The sequence below is a fragment of the Paenibacillus sp. V4I3 genome (assembly GCF_030817215.1).
GTDB lineage: Bacteria > Bacillota > Bacilli > Paenibacillales > NBRC-103111 > Paenibacillus_E.
In genome coordinates, this window is record NZ_JAUSZA010000001.1 from 2,868,836 (window position 1) to 2,889,133 (window position 20,298).

20 protein-coding genes are annotated in these 20,298 nt (G+C 42.4%); 12 read left to right on the forward strand and 8 right to left on the reverse strand.

Annotated features, from left to right (window positions below):
- The first annotated feature begins 36 nt into the window (after positions 1 to 36).
- The 9 genes from QFZ77_RS13160 (at position 37) to QFZ77_RS13200 (ending at position 9,178) form a co-directional block, all read left to right on the forward strand.
- Positions 37 to 1,137 carry a GerAB/ArcD/ProY family transporter gene (locus QFZ77_RS13160; protein ID WP_307440127.1) on the forward strand — a complete coding sequence of 367 codons (1,101 nt, stop codon included), beginning with the start codon at positions 37 to 39 and terminating at the stop codon, positions 1,135 to 1,137.
- A gap of 25 nt (positions 1,138 to 1,162) precedes the next feature.
- Entirely contained in the window at positions 1,163 to 2,731 is a 1,569-nt protein-coding gene (locus QFZ77_RS13165; RefSeq protein WP_307440129.1) for a spore germination protein, read from the forward strand.
- 33 nt (positions 2,732 to 2,764) lie between these two features.
- Positions 2,765 to 3,949 (forward strand): Ger(x)C family spore germination protein, encoded by a 1,185-nt coding sequence (locus tag QFZ77_RS13170; protein WP_307440131.1) that lies wholly within the window; start codon positions 2,765 to 2,767, stop codon positions 3,947 to 3,949.
- Between the two features lie 6 nt (positions 3,950 to 3,955).
- Positions 3,956 to 4,189, forward strand: coding sequence for a hypothetical protein (locus QFZ77_RS13175; protein ID WP_307440133.1), 234 nt, complete (start codon positions 3,956 to 3,958; stop codon positions 4,187 to 4,189).
- A gap of 35 nt (positions 4,190 to 4,224) precedes the next feature.
- Positions 4,225 to 5,310: a GerAB/ArcD/ProY family transporter gene (locus QFZ77_RS13180; protein WP_307440135.1), complete on the forward strand. Its 1,086-nt coding sequence runs from the start codon at positions 4,225 to 4,227 to the stop codon at positions 5,308 to 5,310.
- Positions 5,311 to 5,371: 61 nt separating this feature from the next.
- A complete protein-coding gene (locus QFZ77_RS13185; RefSeq protein WP_307440137.1) occupies positions 5,372 to 5,650 on the forward strand; it encodes a hypothetical protein in 279 nt (92 codons plus the stop codon).
- Between the two features lie 172 nt (positions 5,651 to 5,822).
- Positions 5,823 to 7,580, forward strand: a complete 1,758-nt coding sequence (locus QFZ77_RS13190; protein ID WP_307440139.1) for a glycoside hydrolase family 2 protein — start codon at positions 5,823 to 5,825, stop codon at positions 7,578 to 7,580.
- A gap of 189 nt (positions 7,581 to 7,769) precedes the next feature.
- Entirely contained in the window at positions 7,770 to 8,324 is a 555-nt protein-coding gene (locus QFZ77_RS13195) for a PadR family transcriptional regulator (protein WP_307440141.1), read from the forward strand.
- Between the two features lie 2 nt (positions 8,325 to 8,326).
- On the forward strand, positions 8,327 to 9,178 hold the full coding sequence (locus QFZ77_RS13200; protein WP_307449476.1) for a type II CAAX endopeptidase family protein: 852 nt from the start codon (positions 8,327 to 8,329) through the stop codon (positions 9,176 to 9,178).
- 235 nt (positions 9,179 to 9,413) lie between these two features.
- Here QFZ77_RS13200 and QFZ77_RS13205 read toward each other — a convergent pair whose 3' ends face one another.
- The 5 genes from QFZ77_RS13205 to QFZ77_RS13225 form a co-directional block, all read right to left on the reverse strand.
- Complete coding sequence (locus tag QFZ77_RS13205) at positions 9,414 to 10,289, reverse strand: carbohydrate ABC transporter permease (RefSeq protein ID WP_307440143.1); 876 nt, start codon at positions 10,287 to 10,289, stop codon at positions 9,414 to 9,416.
- Positions 10,290 to 10,305: 16 nt separating this feature from the next.
- Positions 10,306 to 11,235, reverse strand: a complete 930-nt coding sequence (locus QFZ77_RS13210) for an ABC transporter permease (RefSeq protein WP_307440145.1) — start codon at positions 11,233 to 11,235, stop codon at positions 10,306 to 10,308.
- A 70-nt stretch (positions 11,236 to 11,305) separates the two neighbouring features.
- Positions 11,306 to 12,958 carry a type 2 periplasmic-binding domain-containing protein gene (locus tag QFZ77_RS13215; RefSeq protein WP_307440147.1) on the reverse strand — a complete coding sequence of 551 codons (1,653 nt, stop codon included), beginning with the start codon at positions 12,956 to 12,958 and terminating at the stop codon, positions 11,306 to 11,308.
- Between the two features lie 337 nt (positions 12,959 to 13,295).
- Positions 13,296 to 15,665, reverse strand: a complete 2,370-nt coding sequence (locus QFZ77_RS13220; RefSeq protein WP_307440150.1) for a helix-turn-helix domain-containing protein — start codon at positions 15,663 to 15,665, stop codon at positions 13,296 to 13,298.
- A 273-nt stretch (positions 15,666 to 15,938) separates the two neighbouring features.
- Entirely contained in the window at positions 15,939 to 17,204 is a 1,266-nt protein-coding gene (locus QFZ77_RS13225; protein ID WP_307440153.1) for an MFS transporter, read from the reverse strand.
- 156 nt (positions 17,205 to 17,360) lie between these two features.
- On the opposite strand from QFZ77_RS13225, the gene QFZ77_RS13230 reads away from it, so the two are divergent.
- From QFZ77_RS13230 to QFZ77_RS13240, 3 genes are all read left to right on the forward strand, one after another.
- Positions 17,361 to 17,594 carry a cold-inducible protein YdjO-related protein gene (locus QFZ77_RS13230; protein ID WP_307440156.1) on the forward strand — a complete coding sequence of 78 codons (234 nt, stop codon included), beginning with the start codon at positions 17,361 to 17,363 and terminating at the stop codon, positions 17,592 to 17,594.
- A 118-nt stretch (positions 17,595 to 17,712) separates the two neighbouring features.
- Positions 17,713 to 18,156 carry a DUF2663 family protein gene (locus tag QFZ77_RS13235; RefSeq protein WP_307440158.1) on the forward strand — a complete coding sequence of 148 codons (444 nt, stop codon included), beginning with the start codon at positions 17,713 to 17,715 and terminating at the stop codon, positions 18,154 to 18,156.
- A gap of 24 nt (positions 18,157 to 18,180) precedes the next feature.
- The gene (locus tag QFZ77_RS13240) at positions 18,181 to 18,804 is read left to right on the forward strand and encodes a carbohydrate-binding family 9-like protein (RefSeq protein ID WP_307440160.1); all 624 of its coding nucleotides are present in this window, start codon (positions 18,181 to 18,183) and stop codon (positions 18,802 to 18,804) included.
- Between the two features lie 72 nt (positions 18,805 to 18,876).
- Here the strand turns inward: QFZ77_RS13240 and QFZ77_RS13245 are convergent, their stop codons facing one another.
- Genes QFZ77_RS13245 through QFZ77_RS13255 form a run of 3 tightly spaced genes read right to left on the reverse strand, consistent with a single transcriptional unit; the run spans position 18,877 to position 20,236 of the window.
- Positions 18,877 to 19,062: a hypothetical protein gene (locus QFZ77_RS13245; RefSeq protein WP_307440162.1), complete on the reverse strand. Its 186-nt coding sequence runs from the start codon at positions 19,060 to 19,062 to the stop codon at positions 18,877 to 18,879.
- Between the two features lie 11 nt (positions 19,063 to 19,073).
- Positions 19,074 to 19,910: an IS3 family transposase gene (locus QFZ77_RS13250; protein WP_307440164.1), complete on the reverse strand. Its 837-nt coding sequence runs from the start codon at positions 19,908 to 19,910 to the stop codon at positions 19,074 to 19,076.
- Entirely contained in the window at positions 19,907 to 20,236 is a 330-nt protein-coding gene (locus tag QFZ77_RS13255) for a helix-turn-helix domain-containing protein (protein WP_307434631.1), read from the reverse strand. Before QFZ77_RS13255 ends, QFZ77_RS13250 begins: the two co-directional genes overlap by 4 nt.
- Between the last annotated feature and the right edge of the window lie 62 nt (positions 20,237 to 20,298).

A 20,298-nucleotide genomic window follows, 5' to 3' on the forward strand; every position in this document is an offset into this window, starting at 1 on the left:
TAGTATCATTAAATGGAATCACTAGGTGAGGGAATTATGTTGAAAGACATTAAAATATCCGTGCGTCAATTTGCTGTACTTGTGATTATATACACAATTGGGACTACAATCTTGGTTATTCCATCGGGGCTTGCTGTTGATGCCAAACAAGATGCCTGGCTCGCAGCTATAATTGGAGTTGGCTTAAATTTGTTAGTCGTATGCTTATACAACAAGGTTGGTGATTATTTTCCAAACTTGACCCTGGTTGAATATAATGAAAAATTATTTGGAAAATGGCCAGGGAAGATGCTCTCACTCGTATTTCTTTTCTTTTCTTTTATCGGAGCAGCCACTGTCTTGTTTTATATGGCAAATTTTATAAACACACACGTCATGCCGGAAACGCCCATTCAAGCCGTCAATAGTATATTTGCCATCGTTGTTGTCATGGGTGTGCGTCTTGGACTAGAAACCTTAGTCCGTGCGGCAGAGATTTTTTTCCCGTGGATCATTATGCTATTTATTATTTTGGTCGCTTGTCTTTTACCGGAGATTCAAGTTGAAAAGTTGCAGCCCATGTTCTCAGTTGGCAGTAAACCTCTGATAAAAGCGGCTTTATCCGTTGCCGGTACTTCTTCACTTCCTTTTATCGTGCTCTTCATGGTGTTCCCTGCTCATGTCAATCATTTTCAAAAGGCAAAAAAAGCTTTCCTGATTGCTACCCTAATAGGCGGAGCTTGTTTCGTAATTATCACCTTTTTATGCATATCGGTATTGGGAACTAAAATGACGGAAAGACATATGTTTCCAAGCTATGTTTTAGCCAAACAGATTAACATTGGTAATTTTTTGGAACGTGTTGAAATTCTTATAGCAGGGATATGGTTTCTAACGGTTTACTTCAAGACAACCTTTTATTTTTATGGTTTCGTTACGGGACTAGCTCAAATTTTGAAGATAGAAGATTATCGCCCGCTCGTTTGGCCCTTAGGGATGATTCTGGTTGTTTTTTCGCTTGTTGTATATCCGAATGTTGCTTATATGGCGGAATTTGATACCAAAGCTTATATCCCCTACGCTTTAACCATTGGACTGCTGTATCCGATCCTCATAATAGGGGTTGCCGCGATCCGAAAGTCAATGATGAAGAACTAAGATCACTTGAAAAGGTGGTAATACCATGAAGTTCATCAAAAAAATTCTTCGGAATAATTATAACAGCGTAACAGACGCACGGCCCAATCAGACTGGCTTATTGATCCCAAAGGAAGTTCTTGAGGAGTCACTAGATCTTAACTTTGACAAAGTCAAAAAAGCCTTTGGAAACAGTAATGATATCATCACTCAGACTATACAACTGAATGAAGCAGATCCAATACAAATTGGAGTCATTTATATCAATGGACTGATTAGTCCAAGTTCTATTCAAACCATGCTAAGCGAAAATTTAAAAGTTGATTCAAGTGAGTTCCCGTTTAATGCATTAAGAAATTCAATGAGCATACTTGGTCAAGTTCGCGAAATTACCGATTTTGAAACCTTATATCAATCTATTTTATCGGGATTAACGGTTATTTTAATGAATGGATATGTACAAGGGTTGGCGGCGAATACACAAGGCGGGGAGTATCGTTCCGTTGAAGAACCAACGACTCAATCAGTTGTAAGGGGCCCCCGTGAAGGGTTTACAGAGCTAATAAGCACAAACACCTCACTCATCAGACGAAAAATAAAAGATCCCAACCTATGGATGGAATCCATGACAATCGGTCGTGTGAGCAAAACGGAAGTCGCCATCATGTATTTGAATGGAATTGTGAATGAGAAGTTGGTGGAGGAAGCAAGAATTCGGCTCGGGCGCATCGATATTGATGCGGTTTTTGAAAGCGGCAATATCGAAGAGTTGATCCAAGACGAAACATTCACCCCGTTCCCAACCTTGTACAATACGGAACGTCCCGATGTTATTGCTGCAGGCATAATGGAAGGGCGTATCGCTATTCTTGTCGATGGCACTCCCTTTGTGCTTATGGCACCTGCTTTATTCACTCAATTTTATCAATCTGCAGAGGATTACTACCAACGAGCGGATTTTGCAACACTACTTCGTTTACTTCGTTACGTATGCTTTTTCATATCTTTGTTGGCTCCGTCCCTATATATTGCCATAACCACCTTTCACCAAGAACTGCTGCCCGCGTCTCTTCTGATCAGTTTAGCTGCTCAAAGAGAAGGGATCCCTTTCCCTGCTTTTATCGAAGCTGTCGTCATGGAAATAACCTTTGAAATCCTTCGAGAAGCCGGTGTGAGGCTGCCGAAGACTGTCGGACAAGCCGTTTCAATTGTAGGGGCACTAGTCATCGGTCAAGCAGCAGTAGAAGCAGGTTTGGTGTCTCCTGCGATGGTTATTATAGTGGCTATCACTGCCATCTCCAATTTTGTCATTCCTTCCTTCAATATGGGGATTACGATTCGGATTTTGAGATTTCTTTTAATGCTTATCGCGGCTTCTTTTGGTTTATTTGGCGTTACAGTTGGGCTTATCGCGATCGTTCTTCATTTGTGCAGTTTAAGGTCCTTCGGAATTCCTTACATGTCTCCAATGGCGCCGTTCATATTAGCGGATCAGAAAGATACGATTTTTCGCTTCCCGCAATGGGCTTTATATGCAAGGCCTCGGCTTATCAGTCAAAAAAATAACATTCGAGAGAACAATGCTTCTTCGAATAAGCCTGAAACCAAGCCCTAGATAAAGGAGTCAATCGTAATGCGAAGATATGGAATGCTGCTCGTCGCCTTGTTCATCATAATTGGATTACTCACGGGATGCTGGAGTCGACGCGAGCTTAATGATCTCGCCATATCGATTGGTATGGGTTTTGATAAAAAAGATGATCAAGTGCAGGTGACGATTCAAATTGTTAACCCCGGTGAAGTGGCTTCAAAAAGAGGAGGGACTGGAATGACTACACCTGTAAGCACATTTCAAGCAACATCCCAAACTATTTTTGAAGCTTTAAGAAAAATTTCCAAACAAAGTCCAAGAAGAGTGTACTCTTCCCATCTTCGGATTCTTGTGATCAGTGAAGAATTGGCCAGAGAAGGGATTACGCCGATTTTGGATGGGATTTCAAGAAATCATGAGATGCGAACTGATTTCTATATCGTTGTTGCCAAAGGAACAACGGCTGAGAATGTATTGAAAATTCTTACGCCTATCGAGAAAATTCCCTCAAATAAATTGTATACCACTTTAGAGTTATCTGAAAAGGTTTGGGCACCTACGGTAAAAGTAAAATTAGATACTTTAGTTTCTGATCTGCAAACAGAGGGAAAAGATCCCGTATTAACAGGCATACAAATTAAAGGTGATCCAAGAAAAGGTAGTGATATGAGTAATTTGGATCGAATAGCCCCTTCTTCCTATTTACAATATTCGGGTGTAGCGATTTTTAAAAAAGACAAACTTATCGGTTGGCTAAATGAAAAGGAAAGTAAAGGCTACAATTATATTATAGATAACGTTAAAAGCACGATCGGACATATACCTTGCCCCACAGGCGGCATTTTAGCAGTAGAAGTGGTGCGAACTAAAACGAGAATGAGAGGAAAAGTGGAGAACGGCAAACCGCAAATCTTTGCTGATGTTTATCTTGAGGAGGATGTGGGTGAAGTGCAATGTAAGATCGATCTCATCGATCCTCAAAGCATAGAGGAACTGGAGAAAGCAGCGGAAAAAGAGGTGCAAAGCATTATGGAAGCCGCTATTCAAAAAGCAAAAAAATACGATGTAGATATTTTCGGCTTTGGTGAAGCGATTTATCGTGCCGACCCCAAGTATTGGAATAAAAACAAAAGTAACTGGAAGGAGCAATTTGTTGATTTACCCGTACATGTGAAAGCAGAAGTCAAGATTCGTCGTTTGGGCACTGTAAGTGATTCTCTGTTACAAAAAACAAAGGAATGATAAAAAATGTGGACAATTGCTGCGATACTTTTGGCCTCTACAGCTATCGCGATACTAGAGATTCCAGCGCTTATAAAGAAAAGGCTGCATAAAGAATTTGTTATTTTCTGCTGTTTATTGTTGCTGGGTACAATACTGAGCATTGCCCAAAGTTTGCAAATGAAACTGCCCAACCCGTTAGATTTCATCACCTTTGTTTTTCAACCTTTCAGCAAGTTCTTACTTGGGCTTTTGAAATAAAATGAGATAGAACGAGAGGAGGGCGTAGCAAGGAGATGGAAAATGGTATTATTGGTATCCGACAATTCACCATTCTCGTTACGCTATTTACGGTAGGAAGCTCGATATTAATAACCCCCGCCGGCCTCGCCGCGGAAGCAAAGCAAGATGCATGGATATCCGCCATTCTGGCAGTATGTCTTGGTTTGCTAACGGTCTATTTATATCATGCATTGGTAAGGCAATTTCCTAACCAAACTTTAGTGGAGATGTGCGAGGGAATATTCGGCATTTGGATAGGTAAAATAGTTTCTTTACTTTATTTCAGCTTCTTCCTCCTCCTCGCTGCGCTTGTATTGCGGAACATCGGTGACTTTATGACAACCCAGGTTCTCCCAGATACGCCGCTTCAGTTTATTATCATAATCTTTCTCGCTGCTGTTATTATGGCAAACTGGCTCGGTCTTGAAACCATTGCACGTGCCGGGGAGATTTTTTTCCCTTGGGTTATGCTATTCTTTTTTGCTATGGTCATTTTCCTGCTGCCGCAAATCCGGCTCATTCAGCTTAAACCTTATCTTGGCGAAGGCATCATGCCTGTTATCAGAGCGAGCTTAACTTTAATCGGAACGCCCTTTATGGAACTTATCGTATTATTGATGGTTATTCCTTTTGTAAATTGCGATAAAAAAGCTATTAAAGCTTTTCTTGTGGGAACGGCGATCGCTGGATTCATATTGATAATCATAACCCTGATATCGATTCTGGTTCTTGGTGCAGCTATGACCGCAAGGCAAATGTATCCAAGCTATAACTTAGCGAAAAAGATCAGCATCGGAGGATTTCTGGAAAGATTGGAAGTCATTATGGCGGGGATCTGGTTTATCACGATCTTCTTTAAGCTTACGATTTGTTTTTATGCTTCAGCCCTTAGTTTCGCTCAAATCATGAAAATGAAAGTAATTCGTCCCCTGCTTCTCCCTTTAGGGATGATTCTGATTGTTTTATCCATTGTTTCATACCCAAATACAAGTTATTTCCTAAATTTCGTTTCCAAAATATGGTTCACCTACGCATTCACATTTGGATTTCTGCTGCCTGTATGCATGATTGGTGTAGCTCTCTTTCGAAAGAGAGTATAATTTAATCACGGACAACACTATGCTACAATAGTCTTAAACAACCATTAGGAGATGACATCACATGACGGAGCAATTAAACGAACAAGAGCTAATACAATTCATAGTAGACAAATCGAAGGCCGATCCTGAGCAAATTCAGCTGGTATTGAAGTATGAGAAGGATTATATTGTCAAAGCGGAAGAAAATGCCAAAGGGGAAGTTGATATTGACAGCGATGAACTGATCGATCATATTCTGGGCAGACCCGATGTGAAATTGACAGAACTGGCGGTAGATACCATTTTGGAAGCTGAGATGGACTATTTAATGAAAAAGGGATTTGCCGGATACATCGATTAAATATGTGGTAAAAAGGAAATGGACACCTCTGAGAAGAGGTGTTTTTGCGTTACTTTTAAGTTAATTAAATAACGCATATTGACATTATGGGAGCTTGATATGATAATAATTAAGAGTTATTTATGTTATTTAGTTAACTTTTAAATTAATTATATGGAGGCAACGATTACTGATGACCAACCAACCACGAGCTGAGTACCCTAGACCTCAATTTGTAAGAGATAGCTGGATCACCCTGAATGGCGAATGGGAATTTGAATTTGATGATGATCGTGTGGGAAGTAAAGAGAAGTGGCATTTGGGGGATAGAAAGTTATCCAAAACCATTCAAGTGCCATTCGCTTTTCAAAGTAAATTGAGCGGCATTGGGAGCAATGAGTTTCACGATGTTGTATGGTACCGCCGAGATCTAACTTTACCCGAAGCTTTTCAGAATAAGCGGATTCTGCTTCATTTTGGAGCGGTGGATTACGAAGCTTCGGTTTGGGTGAATGGGGTGCTAGTTGCTAAGCACGAAGGTGGACATACCCCTTTCCATGCAGATATCACGGATGCGCTTCGGGTTGGGACGAATAAACTGGTTGTCAAAGCGGTCGATTACAGCAAAGATGTTACGCTGCCGAGAGGTAAGCAATATTGGCATACGGATTCCGCAAGTATTTTCTATACGAGAACGACAGGCATTTGGCAAACCGTATGGATGGAAGCGGTATCTGCCGACGGCTACTTGGACAAAGTAAAAATTACCCCGGATATCGATGAGAAACAAGTGGAATTCCAATTCTTTCTCCAGGGTTTTGACTCAAACGCCAAGCAGCAGCTGAAAGTAGAGATTTCATTTAATGGAGAACTCGTTTCGGAAGATACGTATGGGATGCGCAGCAGCTCCGGGGCGAGAAAAATTCGTCTGAATGATTTCAACGATCATGGACTCGGTGCATGGTGGACACCGGAGCATCCGAATTTATATGATGTCACGTTCACGCTGCTGGTTGATAATAAAGCTGTAGATGTGGTAACTAGTTATTTCGGGATGCGTAAGGTATCCATCGAGGACGGTAAATTATGCTTGAACAACCGCCCTTATTTTTTGAAAATGGTTCTGGATCAGGGATATTTCCCAGATGGCAATTTGACGCCGCCAAGTGACGAAGCGATCAAGCAAGATGTCGAGTTAACGAAGGCAATGGGATTTAACGGCGCGCGCAAACATCAAAAGCTGGAGGATCCAAGATTTCTTTACTGGTGCGATAAGCTCGGATTAGTCGTTTGGAGTGAGGCGGCTAACGCTTATGAATATACGGAGAAGTATGTTAGTCGTTTTACGAATGAGTGGATTGCTTCTATTGATCGCGATTACAATCATCCTTCCATTATTGCTTGGGTTCCCTTGAATGAGAGCTGGGGAGTGCCTAATATTCAAATCGATAAATTGCAGCAGCAGCATGCTCTGACCATGTATCATTTGACTAAATCGCTTGATCCGATGCGTCCTGTTGTGTCTAACGATGGTTGGGAGCTTGTGAAAACGGATCTGTTCACCATTCATGACTATGAATGGCGTGAAGATGTGCTGGAAGAGCGCTACAGTTCTAGCGATAAAGCTGTTCATGCGATGCCAGCGAATCGCCGCTTATTTGTTGAAGGCTTCCCTTATGAAGATCAGCCGATTCTAGTTACCGAATTTGGCGGTATTGCTTACAAGAAAAGCGAATGGGAAGGTTGGGGATATTCCGGGGCGGATAATGACGAGGATTATGAGAAAAAGCTGCGCGCCGTCATACGTCCTCTGCTAAACTCCGGCGTTGTACAGGGTTACTGTTACACGCAGTTAACCGACGTCGAGCAGGAAATTAACGGCCTTCTAACATATGACAGAAAGCCGAAAATTCCAGTAGAAATCATTAAAGCTATTAATGATCGTAAGTAATCTGGCTTACACGGATTAAGATGGGGCTGTCCTAAAAGTAGGTAAAATCTACTTGAGGACAGCCCCTTGCTTGTGAGATGTTGTATGGAGGGAATTTTAATCATGTTGACAGAGGAAAATAAAGGAAATAGAATTTAGTTGTATATGTCTAATGGACATATCTAATAGACATAAATGGAGGTGTCCATCATGCAGGACAAAATCATTCTGGGTTTGCTGCTGGACGGGGATAAGTCGTCCTATGATCTTAAGAAAAACATGGAGGCAAGCACCGGATTTTTCTATAATTCCAGTCAAGGTAGCATACAGCCAGCCTTAAAGAAACTCGTTCAGAATGGGCATGTTCATTTAACGGAAGTGCGTCAGGGGGGGAGGAACAAGAAGGTTTACTCGATCACCGAAGATGGAGAAAAGGAATTCTTGAGTTGGGCCAGTGAGCCGATCGCATTAGACAAACCAAGGGATCCGGCACTCGTCAAAATGTTCTTCTTCAACTACGTCGAAGATCTCAGAAAACTTGAACTCATTGAAACGTACTTGAATGAGATCGAAACGGTCCGGTCCACTTTGAAGATGTTTCAGCAAATGAATCGGGAACAGCTCGGGAAAAACCAAGAGCTTCTCAACAACCCGAAGGTGAGAAGCAGGCTGGATACTTTGGAATTCGGAAGTGATTATTATGATTTCTTGAAAGCGTGGTACGAGAAGTATGTTCAGAAAATAAAAGAGGAGCTGGGAGCTTGAAAATGAAGGATAACAAAACGCTACGCAACGTGATTATTTTCTCGCTTGTTGCGTTAAGCTGCGGCTGGATCGGACGACTGGTTGATTTGCAGGCCGGAACGGATGAGAATGGCAGTCTGGGGCAATTGATTTGGATTGTGTCTCCCCTCCTGACGATGGTCATTTTGCGCAGTTGGATGGGAGATGGGTGGAAAGATTTCAGCATCAAACCTCGAGTCAAAGGAAACGCATTTCTCTATTTATTCAGCCTGTTATTCTTTCCCTTAATGACCATGGTGATTGTCGGAATCAGTTCAAGCTTGGGGTGGACGAATATGTCCCCAATGTCTTCTCACTATTTGACGGCAGTCGGTTTAGCTCTTGTGCCAAGCCTCATCAAAAACATATTTGAGGAATTTGCATGGAGAGGCTATTTGGCTCCAAAGCTTTATACGCTTGGTTATCATCGTTTTATCGTTCATATTGCCGTGGGGTTAATTTGGGGCGTGTGGCACTTTCCTTATTTATTTCTGTTCGTGGAGACCACGGAAAGCATGATCACCTATATCCCTCGCATGATGCTTGGCGTGATCGTCATGGCGGTTCTGTACGGTGAGATTCTGCTGATGACTCGAAGCGTTTGGCCAGCCGTCTTCATGCACATGGCTGGAAATGCCTTCATTGATACATTGATTCTGAAAAAGTTCGTTCTCGTGAAAACGGAATTTAGTTATTTGGCTATGCCCAGTCCGGAAGGAATCATCGCCATTGTCTTAACGGCACTTGCCGGTGTATGGATGTATAAAAGAAGAAAAAGAACGACACTCCGGCAAGGACCTCCTGGATTCCCAAAACAGCCGCAGTTCCCCGTGTAAAATTGCGCAGGGTGTGGCTTGTTTTTCCCTGTCTGGAAGGGGCTAGAAGCTCAATCGCATTGGAGGTTTCTCAGATACGACGGCCCCCAGCAAGCTGAGCGAGCCGAAAGTGACCGCTCAGCTGGAAGAGGCCGCCAGAATGTTCGGAGGCTGTACTGAGAGGTCCTCAAACGACCGCTTAGCGGAAAAAGACGTATCGTCGTCACCTCGTTGAAGAGGCGAACGGCGATTTGTTTTACCCTTTGACAGCGCCAATCATGACGCCTTTGACGAAATACTTTTGCACGAATGGATACAAAATAAGAATAGGCACCGAAGCTACCATGATAGTTGCATATTTGATCGTTTCCCCTATTTGAAATTGCTCGGCCGCATTAGCCCCTGATGACATGGAATCGGTATTATTCGCTATTAATATTTCTCGCAAAGTGAGCTGGAGCGGGTAGAGGTCACGATCCTTTAGGAAGATGGACGCATAGAACCAACCATTCCATTTCTCAACGGCATAGTACAAGATCATTACGGCAATAACGGGCATGGAAAGCGGGATAATGATACGAAAAAGAATCACAAAATGATTGGCCCCATCCATTTTAGCAGATTCCTCCAAGCTTTCTGGGACCGCCATGAAAGCTGTGCGCATGATGATCAGATTAAATGTGTTGATGGCAAAGGGCAAAATGGTCGCCCATAGGGAGTCGATTAAACCGACGCCTTTTACAACGAGATAAAGCGGTATAAGGCCACCGTGGAAAAACATCGTTAATACGACAACGAAGATGAATACGCGGTTCCACATGACATTTTTACGGGAGAGCACATAAGCGCCTAAAGCAGTAACAATAAGGTTCGTAATGACACCGAAAAAGAGGATAAACAACGTATTTCGGTAGCCTTTTAGAATAGCAGGGTTATTAAAAACACTTTTGTAAGCTTCTAAACTGAAACCCAGAGGCTTAATCAGGAACCCTTTATGCGTGATCAATTGGCCGGCATCGCTAAACGAGGCAAATGTGACATAGAGAAGTGGATACAGGGTAACGACGACAAGCATGAGTAAAAAGACATGGATTAAAGTGACGAATACTCTGTCCGAATAGCTCGTTTTCATTTCAACACCACCTCCATCACCATAAGCTGTTTTCACTTATCTTTTTACTTATTTTGTTTGCTGCAATGAGTAAGGCTAGATTAATCACAGAATTGAACAAACCAACCGCAGAGCTGTAGCTCCAACCAAATTCTATGAGCCCTTTGCGATAAACGAAAGAAGAGATGACGTCCGCCGTATCGTAGGTGCTGGGGTTATAGAGCAAAATAATTTTCTCAAAGCCAACGTTCAATAAATTCCCCATACGTAAAATGAACATGATCGCAATGGTTGGGAGAATACCAGGTAAGGTAATATGCCAAATTTGCTTGATTCTGTTGGCACCGTCCATTTTCGCCGCTTCGTACTGCTCCTGGTCAATGCCCATGAGTGCGGCTAGATAAATAATGGATTCCCATCCGATTTTTTGCCATATTTCAGATAAAATATAGATTGTTCGGAATAATTCCGGTTTCTGCAGCATAGCCGTATCATTGAAGCCAAAATAAGTCAGAAAGTTATTAATTAAACCGCCGTTATTCGTAAAATCTTTGATCATTCCGACAATAACGATGAGCGAAATAAAATACGGCATGTAGGTGACCGTCTGAACGAAGCGTTGAAACTTTTTATTCGTAAGCTCATTAATAAGAATCGCCAAAATAATCGGAGCTGGGAATTCAAAACATAGCGAGTAAAGGGAAATAATGACGGTATTCTTGAGAATTCGCCAGAAATAATAACTGCTGAAGAAATCATTAAAGTGTTGGAAGCCAACCCACTCACTGCCCAGAATGCCTTTATTGGGGGTGTACTCTTTAAACGCAATCAAGGCTCCATACATCGGCGCATAATGGAAGATAAAGTAATAAGCCAGAACGGGAACCATCATCAGGTATAAATATTTATTCAGCAGAAAATCGCGCTTGAAGCGTATTTGGAAGGTTGCTTCCCCTGCTTTACGCATGATATCTCTCCTTTCGCCGCGGGATTCTAGTAAAGTGGGGAGAGCCGCTGCCCTCCCCCTGGCCTGTCATCTACCTTTTGTTATAACGATCTAAGGATGCCTTTTTAATTTCGAGAGCACGGCTTAGCTTAACGGATTTGAATTTTTCCATGTATTTATCAAAGCTATCCACTGGCTCTGTTCCCAAAATAATTTTGAGCGTCATTTCATCGACTAGTGTATTGAGGTCAGTCATGATTTTGGCAAGCTCTGTGCTTTCTTCCGGTGTAGCTGTAATAGGAGGCAGTTTGTGTTTATCAACATCCGTTTTCTGCCAAGTGGAAACGGCATCGCGTTGTGTTTGCAAAGCCAGATACTGCTCGATATAACGTTTATCCTGAACGAAAGGACCATTATAGTTACCGCGGATGTACAGTGACAGAGCTTGTGCCGGTGCCAATTTATCCGGGTTTTTCATGAGAAGGTCCGTATATTTCGGGTAGCCGTTCTCTAATTTATGAGCAACGCCTTCCGTTCCGAAATTGAAGAACGTATGACCTTCTTCGGAGTAGCCATAGTCAAGAAGCTTCGCTGCGGTTTCAATATTTTTGGAAGACGCAGTGATGGCCACCATACCTCCGGGCGCATTAGCTGGATCCTTCTGGCCGTACATCGCGATGTCGCCTTTCTTGAGAACCGGATATGGAGCCCCGATGAGAACGCCTTTAGGATCTTTAGCTGTAATTAGCGGCTGCCATTTACCGATGCCTCCACCGGCATTCTGTACGGTCACACCTGTCGCGCCGGAAGCCATGTTGGCGTCTAAGGATTTGCCATCTGCTGTTGCGAAGTTTTTATCAATCAGCCCTTCTTCGTACCATTTGTGGAAGGTAGCCAGGAAATCTTTGTAGCCCTTTTCAGCTGGGCCAAACTTAATTGTGCCATTGTCGATGAAGAAATCACGCGTCACACCGAAGGCACCTGCAAAAGCGCCGTTTGCTAACTCGTTGAAAGGTCTGGGAACACTCACGACGGAGAAGGCCGCCGTTGCGCCTTTTTTCTCCTTAAAGGCTTTGAGTGTTGTGTACCACTCATCGATGGTTTGAGGAACAGGTAGACCCAGATCATCCAGCCAATCCTTCCGAATGATAGGACCTTGGAAGACACGCAGGTAATCATCGCCGCGGATGAAAGGGAAGACGTAATAGCTGCCATTGTCGGTTTTTACTTGTTTATCAACTTCTGGATGCTCTTTGAGGAACTTCTTCAAATTCGGTGCAAATTTATCGATCGTATCATTTAATTTTAGAATGTATCCGTCTTTGATCGCTTTTTCAGGACCACCTGGGAATTTCCCCTGCCAATCATACTCGATCATATCAGGTAAATCACCTGTAGCTAATAGGACATTAATAGCTTGATCTGCTTGGTTTGTGGGAGGAGCGCTGAACTTCAGATTAACACCTGTCTTCTTCTGCCAATCTTGGAAAAATGGTACATCTGCGTGGGCTGCTTTTACTCCCGTTAGATTACCTGAAAGCTCACCCCAGTAGGTTAGTGTTTTGTCCACTTTTAGAGGATAAGTGACAGCGGCAGCACTAGGAGCGGTCGTTCCACCGGCAGTTGCTTTGGGACTAGCGCTGTTGACTGTAGTCGGGGTGTTGGATGAACATGCAACGACTAAGCTCCCCATCAATGATGTTGTAACCAGCATGGTGAACATTTTTTTTCTGTTCTTTTTCATAGGTTGACCTCCTAAAAGTTTTTCGCCAGAAAAACTGGCAACGAAAGCGATACTGAGTTTTTCGCCAGAAAACTGGAATTGTAAGCATTGCCGAGTTTAGAAAACGGCTATCGAAGCGATACTGAGTTTCCCTGGAAAACTGTTTAAGATTGTGTGAGGTGAGTAGCGGTATGTCTAACCTAACTATATGACAGCGCTTCCATTTTGACTATCTGCAAAATATCCAATTGGTTCTCGAATTCTGTGCGTAGACTCTACAAAATATCCAATTGCTTCATCAATTTAGCCAATATTCGCTTGCAGCCCAAAAATAAATGAGGTGATTGCCTCACCCCATTTATTTTTCAATCAGCTCTTTGTATTTCCCCGGTGTGATGCCCTCCACCTTTTTGAAAACACGAATAAAAGCATTAATATCATTGAAGCCCACCCCGTAAGCCGCATCGCCGACCGATTGCTCTTGCCGCCCTAGCAGCAGCTTGGATTTCTCAATTCTGACTTTATTAATGCGATCGAGCAGCCCCTCTCCCACATAATCCTTGAATAGCTTCGATAGGTAGGTGGCTTTGCGGTTAAAGTGGCTGCCAATCATCGTGACATTCAGATTAGCGTCTGTGTAATTATGTTCGATATAGGCCGTCACTTCATTTACCAATTGCTGAAGGGCTTTCTGTCGTGTAAGTGAAATCGTATGCTGCCGTTTGGCTGACGTGAAGACACACACTTGCTCGAGCATATCACTGAGCTGGAGCTGCATATCTTGAACGGTTTTACTGCATAGAAGGCGGTCGAGAAGTTTTGGGTTGCGTATAAAGAAGCTTTCCTGGATATCTCCGGTTTCGCTAATGCTTTTCATCATGGTGGTTACCAGATTGAGCATAAGACACTTCGTTAAGGAAACCGAAATGCCAGGATTATCAAAGTTTTTATTCATAATCTCAGTAAGAATCATCTGCGCTTCTTCAAGCTCCCCTAGCTTCACAGCATACATGAATTGCTGCTCAATCTGCGCCGGATAATAATAGCCGGAATTAGACTCGCAGGTGACATTTGCTTGCAAATCGTCATACGATAGAATCTCTGGTCCACCCATAACAAGCTTAAAGGCCATGGAATCTAGAGCTTCTAAGAAAGCTTGAGGTACATCAGCGATACGTTCATGGATACTGCTTATAGAAATTGTTAAGTTGATATCGTAAGTGGATGAGAGGAAAGTTTGCGCTTTGTCTGCGATTCTAAGTAACTCCAGCTTGGAGCTATATCCATCTTCCATGGTTAAATTGACTAAACAGGCGAGGGTATCATCAATCTCAGCAGCATACCCACGGTGCCTTTCAGATAATAGTTCCTCCACGACATTCATAATAATAAATTGAAGAAGCTTCCATTTATCCCCTTCAGGCGTATGGTTAATTCGTTCAAAGAAGGGTTCACTCTTATCGACAACAAATAGCATGACGGCAAAATCCTGACGGTCTAGCTTCATTTCAAAGGTCGTTAAGGCCTCATCGATAGGAATCTGGCTGTCCAGTTTTCCTTTCAGCAGCTTTTCGATAAAGTGGGAGCGGACAATGTGCCGCTGCTGCTCCATTTTATTTTTGAAATCAGCAATTTCGATTAATGTACTGTCCACGGCTTCTTGTAAGAAATGAAATTCATTGTATCGTTTACTAGATTGTAAAGTCTGTTTTTTGGAAAATGCATGTACCAACCGACGAACGGGGTTGTAATTTCTTCTTAGAAACACATAAGTCAGGATACCTCCGCCAAGCAAACTGATCGCCATGCTCAAATAAGTTAGGTTACGAATGTGAGCGGCTTTTTTCCAATATACGGTGCTGGGCATCATAGACACATATTTTAGTTTGGAACGTGGTGACTGAATGTTGAAAACTTCATATTTCTCGCCACTAGAGTCGGTGTAATAGAAATTAGACGAGCTATCTAATTGATCAAAAGGAAAATCGGTTGGAAGCGAATCTGTGGAGTTGGAAGCCAAAATTTGATTTTCATTATTTAGGATGAGTACGTGACCTTTGTTGAAAATTTCCATATTTTGAATGGCGCCAATAATACGAGATTGATCGACCATAATGACGTTAGTAGCTAGCGGTTTATTATGCTCTTCGGGGTATGTGCTGATGTAGGCTACCGTTTTTCGCAGCTTATTATCGTCGCCAATCCGGTACATGGGAATAAATCCTTTGAAATTGCTGCGGGTCACAATGGCTTGCCATGATGAGAACGAGAAAGCATCGCTCATATGTAAAGTTTCATAGGCAAAGCTATTTGTTCTAACGGTGGTAGGAAGAATAGCAGATTGATCTTTATTCAAATAAATATAGAAAGAATCGATCAGCGGGTAGGAGGTTTTGTACATAGATAGTATACGTGCGATTTGATAAGCATCATATCTATATTCTTTGGGAAATGCGTCATATTTATTCGAATAGAGCAACTCCTGAACGCTTACATTCCAAGTAATCTCGAAATTCAGCTGTTCCATGGTTTTAAACTGATTGTCCATAATTTCCCGAACTTGTTTTAAAAGAGAATCATTGGCTTGCTGAATTTCTTCTTTCAGTGTTTTACTGGATTCCATATACAACAATAAGCCGATTGCCACGGGTAAAAGTAGAATGACGATATAGGAGATCATCCACGTTAAGACGATACTTTGTCCATTAATGAAGATTTTATTCCGCATAAGCAAATCCCCTCACAATCGATCATCGATAATGAGCACCAGGATCTTGAAATGAATGCGCTCTCATTTATTGTATTTCCTTTCCATCGTTCAAGTCAACGATAGAAAGAACCCATTTTTTACCACATAAGAATTTATAAGTTTCCGATTTAATCGGAGAACGAAATTCTTATTGGCGAATAAACCTAATATAGGGATCTTTGGTCGTAGACCAAAGTCTCTCCTCTCTAAGCGCGGTCGCTCATCTTCGAAAGACCTCGATAAAGGTTTATCTCATGCGGATTCATCAACGGGTTTAAACCGATTTTTCCCGAAAAAGAAGTAGAATAAATAGGAGATTACTGTATAGACTACAGCTGTGATGCAGAAAGCATACGCGTAGCCGTAGTAAGAACCATAACGGAAAACAAGGCTCGTACTTATTGGAGAAGCAAGGAACCAGCCTAGATGAAAAACGGCTTCCCCTGAACTGGACGCTAATCCCCGGAGTGATCGGCTCACGTAGCTCATTTTGATCGAATTATAAAAAGGATTAGCGGCGTTCATTAAGGCTTGCCGGAACAAGTATCCACCCGAAGATAAGTAAAAATTAGCAGAAAAAGCGGTTAGGAGGAGAAATGGAATTGAACATAACTGCAGGTATACGACAGATTTAACTTCTCCGAATCTCTTTGCAATCATGGGTCCAATGAGAAAAGCAATCGCTGTTGCGGCTTGACCTAAAGCTACAACGATACCAATTGCGGATTTCGAAGCGTCAAAACGATCTTCAAAATACACATTTAAATAGGGGACAATCATGCCCCCACCCATGGATGACAACAAGCCTAATAAACAAAAAATACCAATAACCTGTAAGGAAGGTTTATGTACGCTCCACACTTGCTTCCACTTTAGTGATTCGCTACGCGGCTGTATTTCTTGCTCACTTTTCTTGAAAAAAGCCATAGGTATAAAACCAAGTGCTGCAATACCGACTCCAATTAATAAGGTAAATCTCAAGCTTCGAATTTCGTCTAAACCGATAATGAATTGAAAAAGATCACAAAGAACGCCCCCCAGTGCAATACCAACGACATTCGCAAGCATGACAAGAGCCATGTTAAAGCTGAACAGGTGAACTCGCTGCTGTAGGGTGGAGTTGTTGGCCATAAACGGTAGAATGGTTGCTGAAACAACAGCAAGAGCCATACCGCCCAAGAATGACGAGATCAGCATACCCTCTTTGGCTTCAATAAGGGAGCGAGCAGTCAAAGTTACGATGGTAAGAATAAGACCAAATGTAATGACACGCTTAGGTCCGAAACGATCATTCATTAAACCCGCGGGAATGAGAATAATGGCCGCTGCCAGTGACGCCATACCAACCATGCTGCCAACAGCCGTTTGGTCATAGCCGAGACTTCTGACATAAAGGTTATAGACGAGACCAAACATACCTAAACCTAAGTTCCATACAAAATTAAACCAAAAAAACAGCAAAATATTTCGGCTGTAGCCATGGAATTGTGACTTCCATTCACGTAGTAAGTTTGTCATTAATTATTCCTGCCTTTGTATTCTGTGTCTAAATTGCAACCACCTTTTCTATTCTACCACCGGTAAATAATTTTGAATACGAGAAAGACTTGATATTCGATCTGATCTGTATAATAATAAGTAGTCTAATCTACGAAGCAGGGAGCACATAATTGAATGTCTACACCAACGAGTACCGTTACGGAAGAACAAAAGCCGGAAGTCGAACAGATTGAAATTTGGAAATGTAAAGAGACAGATTGTAAAGCATGGGTTCGCAAAGAATTCGTTACGGAAGCTTTACCGACTTGTCCATTATGTAAAAATCAGATGGTGCGCAGCTATAAGCATGTGCCTGTGACAGTTAAAAAAGGAAATAAAAAGTTTTTAGTTGGGAAAAAACGATTCTAGTAAAATTCAAAAGACCAATAGCATCTTCGCCCTAGCGTGAAGAGAGATGCTCTTGGTCTTTTTTTTTGGAAAGAATAGCAGTGTCCAAGCATACGATAATAGAGAGGGGGAGTGCCTAATGCAATGGCCTGAACTTAATCTAAGTGACGATGCGATCAAGATACTTTACAAACTTCGGGATAGAAAGCAGGAATGGGATAAGCTCAAAGATACGCAACCTTTATTCGCCATTCTAACAGGTGGATTGATTCTCTATTTCATTATCTCTTTCTATCGAAAGGTAATGATAGTTTCAGGCGGCAATGCGTTAGCCATTCTAGATTTGCTTATTTCTAATAAGCTTCTATCGGGCTCGCTTCTGGCTTGTATATCATTGTTCTTATTTACAAGAAATCGCGTGACTAGGATTGAAAAAGCGAAGACGAAATATGAGAATTTAAGAATGGAAGTCATTGAGAAGTTGGATGCTTCCTGGTTAAAGGACGTGAAGTCGGAATCTCGGGATCAAATTTCTAGCTTTCTACATAACGAATATGATATTAATATTGTATATAAGAGTTAATAGGGAGCGAGGATGACGGACCGAATGAGATATGAATGTCGATATGTAGATGCAGAGAACGGAATATTGAAGTGGGAAGATATTGAGGTTGAGGACCCTTATTTAAGGGATGTTGTAACTGGAGAGAAGCCGCGGCTCAAGACTCGTTTTCGCGCGTGTTGGACAGCTGATGCACTGCATATACGATTCGAATGTGAGGATGATCATGTCGTGGCAACGATGGAACGTAGAGATGATCCTATTTATTTGGAAGATGTGGTTGAGGTATTTATTGATAAAACCGGTACTGGAGCGGTGTATTACGAGTTCGAAATGAGTCCGCGCAATGTCGTATTTGATGCTTTGATCCACTATAACGGTGGGGATAAAGAAGTTGATGTTGCATGGGATGCGAAGGGAATATATACCCAAGTTTCGGAAGGGGCCGATGGGTGGAAGACTTACGATCTGCTGATTCCTTTTGCTGATTTGGATTGGGAGCGGGGGCAAAACTTTATACCCCATCATGGTGCTGAGTGGCGCTGGAATTTATATAGAATCGATGATGATGTAGAAGGGAATCGACATTATTGGGCATGGTCACCTACAGGTAAAGTCGATTTCCATATGCCGCACCGATTTGGGACACTTGTTTTTGTGAAAGAATAGATAGAGTAGAATAGTTGGGGTGCTGTAACGATGTTTTTCATCGCTGGAGTGGCAGAAGTGCGCGAAAGTGGCTCAATAACGATGGAAAACATTCTTAAAGTAGAAGGAAAAGCCGATGCCCCCAGAAATATGGGCTGAAACGATGTTTTTCATCGTTAAAGTGGCATAGGCGCGCAAAAGTGGCTCAATAACGATGAAAAGCATTCTTAAAACAAAGCCCTCCAGCTTCAACTGGTCAAGACCCCGTTTAGTGGACATTGGAAAAAGCCCTATGCAACAAGCTGGCGCCGGTATTCAACCGGTGTCAGCTTGTTTAGTTTTCGTTGAGCACGATCTTCATTGTAAAATTGGATAAATTCCTCGATTCGCCTTTGTGCCTCATCAATAGATCGTATATCATAGGGATAGAGTGCTTCGACTTTAAGATGAGAGAAGAAGCTTTCTATCGAGGCGTTGTCATAACAATTTCCTCGGCGTGACATGCTGATTTGGGCTCCAACCTGTGGCAGCATGTCGTGATAAGCATGAGACGTGTACTGGCTTCCTTGATCACTGTGAATGATCAATCCAGTCACGTCTTTATGTTTTTTGAATGCCTTCTTAAAGGTCTCTAGAACAAGTGGATTGTCGTTGTTCCTACTTATATGGTAGGCAATGATTTCGTTATTCCAGAGATCCTTAACGGCTGACAGATAGATTCTTTCATCCAATACCCGATACTGGGTTACGTCGGTTACCCATTTTAGATTGGGGGCGTCTGCATTGAAATTCCGTTGTAACAGATTCTCTGCGATTCGGCCATCCTCTACGGCTGCTTGCTGACTTGTACGGTGAACATATTTGCGGCGGATAACAGCCTGAATGCCCAGCTCCTGCATTAAACGCAATACCTTCTTGTGATTAACCACAAGGCCATGCTGGCGGTACAACTCATCCTGTACGCGTCGGTAGCCGACAGTCTTGTTACGCCGTTCGAATATGGCTGTAAGTTGCAGTTTCAGATCTTCGTCAGGATCATGGTTGCTTCTTTTCAGATAGCTATAGTATCCACTACGACTGATGCCAAGGTATTGGCATAATCCTTTTATGCTTTGTCTGTTCTTCATTTGGTCGACAACGATGTGCTTACAGTATGCACCTCCTGATTCAAGATTTGTAACCACTTTTTTAGCACGTCTACCTCCAATTGTAGCCTACGGAGTTCGCGCTCTTGTTCGGTCTCCGTTCGTTTTGGATCTCCCCGACCATCCTTAAATGCGGTGTCTCCAACTTCCCGATACTTCCTCACCCATACCTTAATTCGATCTTTATCCTGAACTCCCAAATGAATAGCAATGGACCTCTGACTCCAGCCCTCCACCGTGTGAAGACGAATTGCCTCCATCTTAAGTGATTCAGGATAATGCTTAAACTTTTGCCCTTTCAAAGCCATAAAAAAACACCCCCTAGAATTTCATCGGTTTAACCCTAGGGTTTTTCCAATGTCTATTCTAA